Here is a 13,599-nt window from a genome sequence, read left to right as displayed (position 1 = left end):
GGTGAAGAAAATTATGGTACAAGCAATTAGTGAATCAAAAAATCGTCCCAGCGATATCAGAAATCGGGAAGTTGTTCACATCGCTGGCGACCCGCAAAATGGCAATTTAGCAACACCGATTAATGCTTCCGGTTTCACGAAAGCTTTCATCAATAACTTGCCAGCCTATCGCAAAGGTCTGTCACCCTTCCGCCGGGGACTAGAAGTTGGCATGGCTCATGGTTATTGGCTGATTGGCCCGTTTGCTAAGCTGGGCCCACTGCGGGACACCGATGTGGCGAACTTGGCTGGTTTGATGTCAACGGTGGGCTTGATTGTCATTTTGACAATTTCCCTATCTCTGTATGCCTCTAGTAATCCTCCCGAACCCACACAAACGATTACAACACCTGCTCCCGACGCTGCCCTGAAAACACAGGAAGGTTGGAATGAGTATGGCAGTGGTTTTCTGATTGGTGGAATTGGTGGCGCGGCATTCGCCTACCTGTTGATTTCTAACGTAGAAATCCTCCAGAACCTCTTCAATGGGTAATTCTGTAAAAGAGCAACAGTAGCCTGGAAACCTTTTGTTATAAAAGGCTTCCAGTATTAAAGACTACTAAATGAACCCTGCCCATGCCGTGAGGGCAGGGTTCGTCTTTTTGTGCAGAAGGAGAGCGATCGCATTTATCCTTAATGATGTTGGACAAAGGGAAAGTTTTACCGTGATGCCACGTTTAGCGCTGCTGAGTGTATCTGATAAAACCGGGCTAATCGATTTCGCCCGTCAGCTAGTGGAATTTGAGTTTGATATCATCAGCAGTGGTGGAACAGCCAAAGCCCTAAAAGATGCTGGGCTAAAAGTAACAAAAGTTTCTGATTACACGGGGTTTCCGGAGATTTTGGGGGGACGAGTCAAAACGCTGCATCCCCGGATTCATGGCGGTATCTTAGCGCGTCGGGATTTGCCGCAAGATGTGGCAGATTTGGAAAATCACCAAATTCGTCCGATTGATTTAGTGGTGGTGAATCTATATCCTTTTGAGCAGACTATTGCTAAACCGGGTGTAACTTTGCCGGAGGCGATTGAGCAGATTGACATCGGTGGCCCTGCTATGTTAAGGGCATCTGCAAAAAACTTCCAGCATCTAACGGTGTTGTGTAATCCAGGTCAGTACGATGCTTACTTGAAAGAATTAAAAGAGTATGGTAAAGAGGCATCTTTAGAGTTTCGGCAAGCTTGTGCTTGCGAGGCATTTTCCCACACTGCGGACTACGATCGCGCGATCGCATCCTACATCCACCTCTTTGCCAGCAAACAGGAGGAAGAAAGCGAAGAAACAAGCTTTACCCTTTCTGGAAACCAGCTGCAATCTCTACGCTACGGCGAAAATCCCCATCAAGCGGCAGCGTGGTATCAAACTGGAAAAGTTGCCTCTGGATGGGCGGCGGCCACAAAACTCCAGGGAAAGGAACTGAGTTACAACAATTTAGTTGATTTAGAAGCAGCGCGGCGAATTATTGCTGAATTTACAGATAAGCCAGCGGCGGCGATTCTCAAGCACACGAATCCCTGCGGTGTGGCTGTGGGAGATAGCCTGTCTGAGGCTTATGAAAAGGCTTTCAATGCGGATGCAGTTTCGGCTTTTGGTGGGATTGTAGCCCTAAACAAGTCGATTGATGAACCGACAGCAACAGCGCTGACGAAAACATTTTTAGAATGTGTTGTAGCACCGGGTTATACCCCAGAGGCGCAGGAAATTCTGGCAGCTAAGTCTAAGGTGCGGGTTTTGATTTTACCAGATATAGGTGCTGGCCCGGAAAATACAGTGAAAGCGATCGCTGGTGGTTTTCTGGTGCAAGCTGCCGATGATGTTGTGGAAACCTCCACCGAGTGGCAAGTTGTCACCCAAAAGCAACCGACTCCAGATCAACTCGAAGAATTGCTATTTGCCTGGAAGATTTGCAAGCACGTCAAGTCTAATGCAATTGTAGTAACAGGCGATCGCGCTACCTTAGGAGTTGGTGCCGGACAAATGAATCGCGTCGGCTCAGTTAAAATTGCCCTTGAACAAGCTGGGGAAAAATCTCAAGGTGCCACCCTTGCCAGCGATGGTTTCTTTCCGTTTGATGATTCGGTGCGAACAGCAGCAGGGGCGGGAATTGTGGCGATTGTTCAGCCGGGTGGCAGTATGCGCGATCAAGATTCGATTCAAGCAGCGGATGAATTGGGTTTGGTGATGGTATTCACTGGTGTGCGTCATTTCTTGCATTAAGAGTGTCAGTTATCAAAGTGTCACTTGGCATACCCCTTGGTTGGATTGAACAGGGATATGCTTCTCTTGTGTGAGGAGCGAGCTTAAAGGAAAAAGCGCCTGGGGTCGAAACACGGCAAGACTCCCAGGCGCTTTTTCATTGGACAGAAATGTTAACAGCGTCCACTTTCTAAAGTGTCACTCTCCAGACTTATTCTTGAACTGAACAGGGATATGCTCTTCTTGTGTGAGGAGCAAGTTTAAAAGAAAAAGCGCTTGGGGTCGAAACACGGCAAGACTCCCAGGCGCTTTTTCATTGGAAAGCCTAAAAGGGTGATAAAAGTATAAATCCTTATCTACTATACATTTCTAAAATCAATCATCGTCTGCCGATAGGGATCCGGTAATCCAGTGTCATAACACTTACCTTTGACAACATATCCTGTCATTCCCTCCTCTTTACACAATTTGTCGAGACAGGATGTTAGTTGAAATTCACCTTTTTCGTCGCGGGTGTTGTTGTTGATGTTTTCTTCCAGAAAGTCAAAAATTTTCGGTGTTAGTACATACAAACCAAATATACATAAGAACTGATCTTCTGCCATTCCCTCTACACGAAGACGCTGGAGTGCATACTCAATTGTCGGTTTTTCGGAGAGTTGAGTCACAGAAAGAATTGAGTTTAACTCCTGCCAATTTCCTGTAACACAGCCAGATTTATAAAGGCTTTCTGCGGGAAGCGTAGTCAAACTAACAACGCTTTGATTGGCTTGTTCGTAGATATCTAAAATTTGACCTGCACACGATGTTCCCGTGTCCGATGAGTAAACATGATCGCCCAGCATCAGCAGAAATGGCTCATCTTTTACCCATTCTTTGGTACAGAATACAGCATAACCGTAGCCTTCCGGTTTGTCTTGATTTAAAATCGTAATTCGGCTCCCTAAATCTTGGAGATACTGGCTGTATTCCTGATTTTGGGGTGATAGCTTCTTGTAAAGTTCTGGTGCGAGTGGTGCCTTAAAGAAATCTTCAAAAACTGCGCGATCGCTTGGTTGCACAACTATCCCAACTTCTTCTATACCGCCGCTAATTGCTTCTTCAACAATCGCCATAATTACAGGCTTAGCACGACCATCTTTATCAATAATTGGAAAAAGTTCTTTTTTCACCGCTTTGGTAGCTGGAAACAAACGAGTGCCGAAACCACCAGCCGGAATCACGGCTTTGCGAATTTTTTTATCCGAATGAACTGTTAAACTTAAAGCTTGCATTTGAGGAAAATCCCGTTTAATTATTTCTATGACTTGTTGCTGGCTTTCTTCGTCTTTAACAATAAATTGTACTGTGCCATCCCCTTGCGAACCAACACCTTTTCCCCCTAAAATATAGGGTTTAAGTGGCTCATAATTGAGAATTTGATGTAAGATAGGAGCGGTTAACTGGGAAGGACAGGCGGGAATTAAATGTTTGTCAAATTGGGTTTGGGCAATTTCCATCAAAGTACCAATTTCTTCAGCATCTCCTTTTTGTAGCGCGTCTACTGCTTGTAGAGTAATTTGAGAACTGATTGAACCAAGATATTTCTGTACATTTTGTTGCACTGCATTGGTGGCTAAGGGATAACACTGATTTAGCTGACGCAGTATTTCCTGCGTATTTTTGCCAGCACCAAGATCCACAATTACAAAAAACAGATTCTTTCGTATTTTAAGCTCAATGACATCAGCGCGATCGCCATCAAAGACCATCAGGATTGGTTGATTTCCGTAAGCACAAGCCTGATCCATCCGTCCACATCCCGAAGGCGTGGTAATTTCACCGAGATAGGCAAACTCCATCTCTTCCCGAACCGTCATCTTTAAGTCATACGCGCGATTGAAGGCCCGCGCCACCAGGACACAAATTGCCGCACTCGACGATAGCCCTTTTTGAATCGGCAAATCTGTCAGATAATTGTCGATTTCCAGCCCTTTAACTTGGTAGTGACTGAGAAGTTGGTAAGCAACACCAGCAGCATAACTCCAAAAACCGCCCTTTTGAGCTTCCGCAAGTAAAACCTCTGTTTCCATCGGCAGATTCAACGTTTTACGGCTGCCGTTACTCAGAGAAGCGTGTAAAATCAGCTGGGTTGGATTCGCCTTAACTTCGGCATAAAGTCCCTGATTTGTACCAACCAGCAGCGTGTAGCCTTTTTCTAGATTAGGATTGACCCGGCGATAGCCACCCGCCCAATCGCTGTGTTCGCCAAACAAACACAAGCGACCTGGAACAAAAATTTTCAATAATTTCCCCTCCAATCTTTGCCCCTAGCATTTAGCTGTTGTTCGCCGTTTGAATTTAACCCTAATTTCCTCACATCATAAATCCGATAGTTTTGATTCTGAATGGCAACGGGATAATTTTGTGCGTAGTAAGATTCATTGGCCTGAAGATTTTTTAACTCGCTAGGGCCAATAGCTACATAACTTATTTTATATTGCTTTAATAATTTCTCTGTCTCTACACCTCCTTTAAACATAACTGCTATATCCTTTTCTCTTTGCTGATACAAAAAACCATAGGTGAATACCCATCCAGGGTAGCCCATTAGGATTGATCTTGCACCCCACATCATTACTGGATGATTATGGTCTGTTGAAGTCAGAAATATAGCTAAAGGATCAGTTTTTTCTCGAATTTCTACTCCTAGCTTAATATCCTCAGCGTTAGCCAGCTGAACTTGATTGCGGTCAATTCTCTGAAGGCGTATGAGTTCCAGCGAACCTGTAAAGGTGAGTACAATTGCCATCAACACGACATCAAATCGGCTAAAAGTTCTACCACCTCTTCTCCACCCCCAGGAAAGAGTAACAGCGGCTAAGCCGGCAAAACCTAAATATGCCCACATAAATATTTTAGTATTATCAAATCTCATGGGCTGGAATAAGAAGAAGTTGGCAAGTATAAATAATAAGAAAAAGCTAAAAAAGAAGGTTTTAATAATTAGAGGCTGCTTTCTCAGCAAGAAAAATCCGAATACGGCTATGGGTAACATTATTCCCCATAACTGTATCCACATTTTTAACCAACCAATTAATCCACCTGTAGATGTCCATCCTGGCAACCATTGAAAAAATTGCGGATTCTCAATGCCTCCAGAGATAAACATCAAATAGAGAGAAATTGAGATAATTGCAGCGGGAACACCATAAAACAACAATTCTTTCCATCTTTCATAGGAGATAAGGCATAAAGAGCCTGTAACAACAATAATGACTATAAAGCTATGGATATGAATAATTGGCAATAATCCTGCTAATGTTCCTAATGCAAGTAAAATTCTTCTATTACCTATAGCTTGCTTTCTATTTAAAAGAATATAAACTAAACCAGTCATTATCCAAAGCGATAGTGCCATTCCCAGCAAAAATGCTCGTTGCGGTATCAGCATCCCGACAACAAAATTTCCGGAATATACTTCATAAGGAATCGCATTACTGTATTCCTGTTCTGGATACAGAAGCATCTTTAGGCTGGGATTGTTGGAAAAATCTCTTAAGAAGTTGATAAAACCCAATCCGGCTGAAAGAAAGAAGATAGATATGGCAACAAGAGTTTGCTTTTTAGATTTCAACACTATATAAAATAGTGCATACATACCAGTCAACAAAAAGAAAACATAAATCAACGATGGAATAATAAATGCCATATCCATCGAGAATCCTACTCTTACTAGCATTCCCGAAATAAAATTAACCAGGAATGGATAAGTTAATTTCCCTCCAGCATATACGGGGTGATAAGCAAACCAATATTGGGGGTCTTTGTAAGCAAAAATTGAAACCATGCCAATGTGTAGCGCCCAGTCTCCCCAGACGTTTTTGTGACCCACATATAAACCGGATGGTTTATATGCAATCATCCGAATAAATACAAGAAAGAAGTAAAGTCCCCAGGTTGCAAAGAGAACTAAAAGAGCTTTTTTATGAGATTGGTAAATTTTCAGTAATGACTTCATAATCCAGATAAATAGATAAGTAGGGTGGATAATGCCCACCCTAGGGATTAAATCCAAGAACGGAACCACATACGGCTTCCAAAGCTTTCCGGAGACAAGGGGAGTCCCAAATATAGTGGCATCCAGTACACAAAAGCTAGCAAAATCGCAAATATAATAGTGACTCCTACAGCCCGAAGCCAGAGATTATAACTTTGCAGGTAGCTATCGACTATCCACGCGATCGCTAAAAATGCAAAAATAGCAGCACCCATGTAATGATACAGAAAAGCGCAGCGAGTCACTTTTACCCAAGGCAGCAAGTTGGCAACATAATTCAAAATCAAAAATAGGGCAACACCAAACTCTGTTGATTGAACTAAAGAAAGGTTATGATTTGTAGTTGCCCTGATGATTCGCTGGGATAGTATCAATAGTAATATCGCGATCGCAACCGTTGAAAGCCACCATAAAGCCGGATTCCCCATCGCGTGTACATCAAAGTAAACCACCTTTGGGGGACTAGGCGGGAAAGGAGAAATTAAAGAGGAAACTGGTTCTGGAGTCTTACCAACTTTTTCAAAAAAATAGCCGACCGGGCGCATCATCCAGGGCCAAGTGTACCAGGCAGAACAGTAAGGATGTATACTTACATCTCCTCCAACCCGTTGATGATAGCCCAGAATTTGCTTTTGCATTTCCCAGAATCCGCGTTCTGGATTTAGTTGTATGTGGGGAATCCAAGCTAGGCGGTAAACCACAACGGGAATAGCACCCAACTCAAAAAGCATATGCCTAAAATCAATCTCCGTTAGCTTTTGGATGAAAGTTAAATTTTCTAACTCTTGTAGGGGTATTTCCTCGCTTGTGTTAGGTGCAGAATTTTCCTCTTTAATACTTAATTTTTTATATTTATTCTTTTCTATCCATCTAATTATCCAAGCAGATATCCAAACTAGATAGATACCAAGTAGAAATCCCAGACCATTCCACTTGACAGAAACGCAAGCACCGAAGCAGATACCAGATAAAGCCAACCAAATCGCGCGTCGTCCAACACGGCTATTCAACGCCATCAGGAACAATAATTGCCCCAGCAGCCCAAAGATAATCAGGTAGACATTTATCAAAGCATAGCGGGACTCTACCAAGAACAGACCATCGGCTGCCATAAACAGGGCTGCAATCAAAGCATAACTGCGGCGGTGACTCAACTGATAAGCGATCGCTCCCACTACCAACGGAATTAAAGAACCTGTAAAGGCGTTTAGCCAACGGTAACTCCAAGGAGAAAGCAGAGAACCCGTCAACTCGTTACGTGCATCGTTTCCAAAGGGAATCAGGCGACTCAGCCAGATACCAACGGCGATTAAGTATTTACCCAAGGGCGGGTGAACGTCAAAGAATGGCGTATTGGTTAAGTAGTTATTCCCATACTTAGCAAAGTAAACTTCGTCAAACACTAGGGTGTTAAATCGGCTTAACCCCCAGAACCTCAAAAACGCTGACAGCAAAAATACCCCAGCCATCCCAATCCAGAACCAAGGGACAGACGACTGGGAAGGATCTTTAGATAAATTCATAAAACCGCCTTGGAAAAAAATAGTGTATCAGACAACCGGAACAAAGCCTGGATAACGCCTAAGGCTTAGCTGATTGCCAGTTTTATAGCTTACTTTCATTAAATCTTAGCTTGCTAATTATTTTCTACCTGTATCTATAGCATTCCTAAATGATTCGTGAAGACGAGATACTCGACAACTCTTACGAAGTCGGGTATCTGAAGGGCTGGATCACAACTCTGCTGAGGATTGCTATAGCTTGTGCATTAGCGGTTCGATACCATCCGCGAGGCTCAAAAGTTAGCTTAGCTTGCTTCTGGCTCACTGTTTTTTGCTGTAACTGTTAACAGTTTATGTAAATCCACGTAGCCTGAAAGGTCTTTGCCGGGACTTTCCTAGTTTTTGACTATATTTTTTTAAGTAAAAACTACATTAGCTCTTCATGGCTTAATGAAATCATACGTAAATCTACGTAAAAAAGTTTTTTTATCAGAACTTTTTCACCCTTTCTCATAAGCAAATCATCAAAACCCGTGTTGTTTTTACGGAAATTTCATAAATACCAAGATTTACATAAACTTACAATGAACCTTATAAAAACTTAGAGCTATTAGTTTATGAGAAGTTAGTAATCTGAAAGAATTACGTAAAGATACGATGAAATCACTAATAAAGTATAGACAGACTAATTTCATTGCTATAAAGTTCCATAAGTAAGAGATTGCACTGAAACAAAGGAAAAGAGATGACAATATTTAACTTGCACAAAAAACATTTACTATCTGCACTGTCTTTAGTTGGAGCTTATTCTTTAGCCGTAGCTCTCCCGGCTTCAGCGTTTACCTTTAGCGGGGATAGCGTAACAATTGATAGTAATGATATTAATCAATCTTTTAACGTTTTCTTCGATGGCAGCATAAACGAAAATAATGTTTCTGGTCTCTCATCTGAAGCGGTCTTTACCTTTCTAGGATTCAAAAAGGTTGGAAGCAATACCGAAGCTGCTTTTGATATATTGCTAAAAAATACATCTAGTGGTGGCATCACTTCTAGAACTTCTGCCTTGGGTTTTGATGTTAACCTGCCCCTACTGGGAGTCGGACAGCCTAGTGGTTCTGAAAACACCCGCGTATCTGGACTTTTTACTAACGACAGAAGCGGCCAATTTCCTAATGGATTCGGTGATATTGATGTATGTTTCACCAATGGTAATACCTGTCAAGGCGGATCAAATGGCGGTGTTACTACTGGTAATTCTGGTACTTTTTCTCCTATTCTGGCGTTCAGCGGCAGCGTTAATACCTTTACCCTAAGTAACTTCGGGGTTCGCTACCAAAGTATTACTGGTTCTATAGGTGGCAGCGGAACGGGTCAGGGAACCCCATCCCCATCCCCATCCCCAACTCCGGAACCAGTGCCTGAGCCAAGTACAATGGGTGCAATCGTGCTGAGTGGTTTGGCATTACTGCGCTACGGCAAAAAGCGCAAGTAAGACGATAATCAGTAGCTTTCAGCACTGATTAAGCGATCGCAAATTTTTAGAGTTCAGTTAGAGTGTTAGGCAATACCTAGCACTCTATTTTTGTTTTAATCCACAGCGCCTGCGGCTTTAAGCGATCGCACTATATCCCGAAATCGATTCATTTGTGCCATCATCAAAGCTGTGTAGCCGCCTTTATTTTTTAAATTCACATCTGCACCAGCATCAAGCAAGACTTTTACAACTTGAACATGATGACGCTGTACTGCCCACATCAAAGCAGTCGCACCGACATCATCCTGAAGATTGATATCTGCACCCAAGGAAAGCAGCTGTTGCATCACCCCCGTATGTCCTGCCATAGCTGCCTTCATCAGCGCTGTTTTTCCGTCATTGGGGCGTGTATTCGGCTTGGCACCAGCATCCAGCAGCACCTTGACAGTTTCGCTGTGTCCGTGAAATGCTGCCAGCGTTAAAGGAGTTTCGCCAAAATTTCGGACATTGAAATCAGCCTTTTTTTGTAATAATGAGGATGCGATCGCGTTTCTTCCATGCAACGCCGCCACTAATAAAGCCGTATCCCCTAACTTATTTCGCGTTTGGACATCAGCCCCCCGATTGAGTAAAATCTCCACAACTTCGTCATAACCTTCGACAACCGCAAAGTTTAAAGCTGTTTCACCATCTATATCTTGGGCGTTGATTTCAGCGCCTTTTTCGAGTAAAGCTGATACGATGTCCCTATCGCCAACCGCCGCCGCCGCCATCAACGCTGTTGAACCATCCGGATTTTTAGCATTCACATCCGCACCAGCACAAAGCATTACCTGCACTACTTCAGCGTCACCTTCATCTATTGCCAAGATTAAAGCTGTCTCACCGTCTTGGTTTTGTGCATTGACATCAGCACCATTCCCTAACAACAGCTGGGCGATATCTTTACGACCAAATTCCGCAGCTTGCATTAAGGCAGTTCTGCCGTCATTTCTGCTACAATTCGCATCCGCCCCTCGTTCTAATAAAATTCTTACCGTGTCTGCGTGACCCAAGCCAGCAGCGAGGAACAAGGGAGAGACACCATCATTTCTACTTGCATTCACCTCAGCACCAGCATCTAGCAAAGCTTGCACAATGGCTGCATAACCTTCTTGGACAGCCAAGATTAAAGCAGTATCCTCAACTTTATCTTTAACATTTACTTCCGCACCCGCATCTAGCAAAATTTGCACCACGGAAGCATGACCCTTGAACGCCGCTACCATCAGCGCCGTACTTCCATCTTCGTTTTTGGCGTTCGCGTCAGCGCCCCTAGCCACCAAAGCTTGCACCACGTCAACCTGATTTGCCGCCGCTGCTAACATCAAGGTTGTCAGACCATACTGTTTTCTGGCAAGGTTGATATTAGCGCCTTTGTCTAGCAACATCCGCACGATTTCGGTGTTGCCGTTTTGGGCGGCAAACATTAAAGCAGTGGTGCCTTCTCTATCGGTAGTATTAACATCAGCGCCTTGGTGGAGTAATGCTTGTATCCGCTTGATGTCGCCCTTTTTAGCTGCTCTGATTAAATCTTGATTTGCATTCATGCCAAAGTCTCATCCCATCCCCCGCAATGTCAACTTACCGCCAAATTGGGCATTTGAGAAGATGCTGGCACTGATTACCCAAATTTCCGATGGTTAATTCTAGACGCTACGGGATGAGCTTCCCCTATTGTTTCCATCGCTAGGTCGGCAAAAAGAGTTTTCCGACTTGGACAAGTAGACATTCTTACAAGTTGTTTCAATCCCTGATAGGGATTTAAGAGTTTTCCGGCCCCAGAAAAAAAGCATCGTCCGGGGCAATACGAAGTTTCAATCCCTGATAGGGATTTAAGAGTTTTCCGGCGCGAGTGTATAAGTCCAACTTGCGGTATTGTCGAGGTTTCAATCCCTGATAGGGATTTAAGAGTTTTCCGGCTAGCGATCGCCTGTACCGCATCGGTTCAAGCATGTTTCAATCCCTGATAGGGATTTAAGAGTTTTCCGGCAGATTTTCGGAAACGATCCCATTTCTAAAATGATCCTGTTTCAATCCCTGATAGGGATTTAAGAGTTTTCCGGCCTGGCTTAAAGCTATCGAAGTCACTCGTGAGAAAGTTTCAATCCCTGATAGGGATTTAAGAGTTTTCCGGCCCTAGTAGTATTCTGGGTGTCCGGACTCTAGGGAGTTTCAATCCCTGATAGGGATTTAAGAGTTTTCCGGCCTTGCACGTCGGGAAAGTCGTAAAGATTGCATCCGTTTCAATCCCTGATAGGGATTTAAGAGTTTTCCGGCGCTTACGGCTGTGTTCTCTGCGTGGTGCAAAAATGTTTCAATCCCTGATAGGGATTTAAGAGTTTTCCGGCTCCAGCGTCAACCAGGATTGGCAGGGCCAACAGTTGCGTTTCAATCCCTGATAGGGATTTAAGAGTTTTCCGGCTTTGGGGTTTGCCCTCTACCTGGGTCAATCCAATCTGTTTCAATCCCTGATAGGGATTTAAGAGTTTTCCGGCGGGCGAGCGCGTACTGACAAGGGTTGGGCTACCAAAGGTTTCAATCCCTGATAGGGATTTAAGAGTTTTCCGGCTTTTAAGATTCCTTATTTATTCTAATTCCCCAGGTTTCAATCCCTGATAGGGATTTAAGAGTTTTCCGGCTCAACTTGGAACATTAAAGCAAAGGTTGGTTTATGTTTCAATCCCTGATAGGGATTTAAGAGTTTTCCGGCATTGCCGATCAGGAGAGACAGAGCCGCAACCGGTTTCAATCCCTGATAGGGATTTAAGAGTTTTCCGGCTCACAGGGTCAAGTTGGGTGCTGCCTGTGGGTTTGTTTCAATCCCTGATAGGGATTTAAGAGTTTTCCGGCATTATCCAAGCCAAAATAGAAGACTTAATTCCTGTTTCAATCCCTGATAGGGATTTAAGAGTTTTCCGGCGCTATAGATTCTAAGTTGTCTTGGTTAGGTATCTAAGTTTCAATCCCTGATAGGGATTTAAGAGTTTTCCGGCTGCCGGGTTCTGGAAGCATTGATATATGTAGTTTTCAAGGTTCGTTTGCGTCAACCTAGAGTCAATGTACCGTTTCAGGAATCGGGTTGTCAAGATGGCGTTTTTATAAATCGCTTCAAAGCAAGCCACAGCGTAAATGGCAGCGTTTGCGGCAACCCCTTGAATGGTGTCATCCGACTCAAATTCAAACGGGATAAGCGTTTCAGCCACAAAAATCGACCCTTTCACAAAAACACCTATAGGTTGACGCAAGCGGCGAACAAAAAACCAACAGTTTATTCCTGCCCGGAACTGATTGTGTTTTGCACTGATTCATGCTTCGCTGCTGCTACCTTGGGGCGACCTTTTAAACTGTTCAAATAAATGCCGCCGATGCTGACTAAAAATAGAACGTAAGCGATCGCTTGCACCCGATAAAGCCTATCTGTATAACCAAACAAAGCATTAAGAAGCAGCCCAGGAAACTTGTCTTGGGGCAATATTTTGGTAGTATTCCAAACCATCGGCCCTAAAATACACGATGCTTCTTTGGCAAATCTTTCGTAATAGAAACACAAACTTGCTGATTTGCGATCCATCTTAGAAAGGGTGGCAACGGTTGCGTCAAAATGTCCCATAGCTGAGACAACCAAACCAGCTACGATGAAAAGTAATAATATGCCCATCACCTGAAAAAACAGACGAATATTAATTTTAACTCCCCACTTAAATAACCCTACGCCAATAAGAACAGCAACAACTATACCGCTAATTGCTCCCAAGGCTGGAATCAAACCTTGTTCAAATTTGGCAACAATAAACAGAACAGTTTCAAAGCCTTCTCGCAACACTGCAATAAAGATTAAACTGAAGACACCCCAACCAGCATTAGCATTTTGGTTCAAGGCATCAGTTAGAGATCCCTCAACTTGAGCTTTCAGAAATCGTGCTTGCTTCGTCATCCAGATGAGCATCCAGCTGAGCATAGCGATCGCTATCACGCTGAATATACCTTCCAGCAACGTCTCCATAACTGGCGCATAGGGGCTGTTTGATTTCGAGAGGGCTTGACTTACCCCCCCAAGCAGCACTCCCACCAAAGCACTCGCCACCAGTCCCGCCACAATCCCAGCATAAACCCAAGAATTAAGCTGGCTCTGTTTAGCTTTTCTCAGACAAGCCAGCACAATTCCCACTACCAAAGCGGCTTCGACACCTTCTCGCAAGGTAATTACAAACGTCGGTAAGGCAGAACTAAAATCCATAATTTGCTAATTGCTAATTGTTCATTGCTAATTGTTTATTGCTAATGGCTAGTTACAATTAGCGATTAGCC

At 43.6% G+C, this 13,599-nt stretch carries 8 protein-coding genes, 1 pseudogene and 1 CRISPR repeat array; of the genes and pseudogenes, 3 read left to right on the top strand and 6 right to left on the bottom strand.

The window, feature by feature from the left end; translation table 11 throughout:
- Positions 1–13: 13 nt before the first annotated feature.
- Entirely contained in the window at positions 14–532 is a 519-nt protein-coding gene (locus tag H6F63_RS07755) for a photosystem I reaction center subunit XI (protein WP_190445112.1), read from the top strand.
- 175 nt (positions 533–707) lie between these two features.
- A complete protein-coding gene (gene purH / locus H6F63_RS07750) occupies positions 708–2,255 on the top strand; it encodes a bifunctional phosphoribosylaminoimidazolecarboxamide formyltransferase/IMP cyclohydrolase (protein ID WP_190636331.1) in 1,548 nt (515 codons plus the stop codon).
- Positions 2,256–2,593: 338 nt separating this feature from the next.
- Here purH and H6F63_RS30920 read toward each other — a convergent pair whose 3' ends face one another.
- The 4 genes and pseudogenes from H6F63_RS30920 to H6F63_RS07735 form a co-directional block, all read right to left on the bottom strand.
- The gene (locus H6F63_RS30920) at positions 2,594–3,508 is read right to left on the bottom strand and encodes a UTP--glucose-1-phosphate uridylyltransferase (RefSeq protein ID WP_347276779.1); all 915 of its coding nucleotides are present in this window, start codon (positions 3,506–3,508) and stop codon (positions 2,594–2,596) included.
- 504 nt (positions 3,509–4,012) lie between these two features.
- Positions 4,013–4,306, bottom strand: a pseudogene (locus tag H6F63_RS30915) (GHMP kinase); the annotation flags it as partial.
- A gap of 209 nt (positions 4,307–4,515) precedes the next feature.
- Complete coding sequence (locus tag H6F63_RS07740) at positions 4,516–6,234, bottom strand: hypothetical protein (protein ID WP_190636306.1); 1,719 nt, start codon at positions 6,232–6,234, stop codon at positions 4,516–4,518.
- Positions 6,235–6,281: 47 nt separating this feature from the next.
- On the bottom strand, positions 6,282–7,796 hold the full coding sequence (locus tag H6F63_RS07735) for a phospholipid carrier-dependent glycosyltransferase (RefSeq protein WP_190636304.1): 1,515 nt from the start codon (positions 7,794–7,796) through the stop codon (positions 6,282–6,284).
- 724 nt (positions 7,797–8,520) lie between these two features.
- Here H6F63_RS07735 and H6F63_RS07730 point away from each other — a divergent pair.
- Positions 8,521–9,267 (top strand): cistern family PEP-CTERM protein, encoded by a 747-nt coding sequence (locus H6F63_RS07730; protein WP_190636302.1) that lies wholly within the window; start codon positions 8,521–8,523, stop codon positions 9,265–9,267.
- Positions 9,268–9,362: 95 nt separating this feature from the next.
- Here H6F63_RS07730 and H6F63_RS07725 read toward each other — a convergent pair whose 3' ends face one another.
- The gene (locus H6F63_RS07725) at positions 9,363–10,838 is read right to left on the bottom strand and encodes an ankyrin repeat domain-containing protein (protein WP_190636300.1); all 1,476 of its coding nucleotides are present in this window, start codon (positions 10,836–10,838) and stop codon (positions 9,363–9,365) included.
- A gap of 129 nt (positions 10,839–10,967) precedes the next feature.
- Positions 10,968–12,284: direct repeats of the CRISPR family, unit length 37 nt; unit sequence GTTTCAATCCCTGATAGGGATTTAAGAGTTTTCCGGC.
- A 275-nt stretch (positions 12,285–12,559) separates the two neighbouring features.
- Positions 12,560–13,528, bottom strand: a complete 969-nt coding sequence (locus tag H6F63_RS07720; protein ID WP_190636298.1) for an FTR1 family protein — start codon at positions 13,526–13,528, stop codon at positions 12,560–12,562.
- Between the last annotated feature and the right edge of the window lie 71 nt (positions 13,529–13,599).

It is taken from the genome of Trichocoleus sp. FACHB-40, assembly GCF_014695915.1.
GTDB lineage: Bacteria > Cyanobacteriota > Cyanobacteriia > Cyanobacteriales > FACHB-T130 > Funiculus > Funiculus sociatus.
Note: the sequence above shows the minus strand (reverse complement) of the source record. Positions and strands in the feature narration are given on the sequence as shown.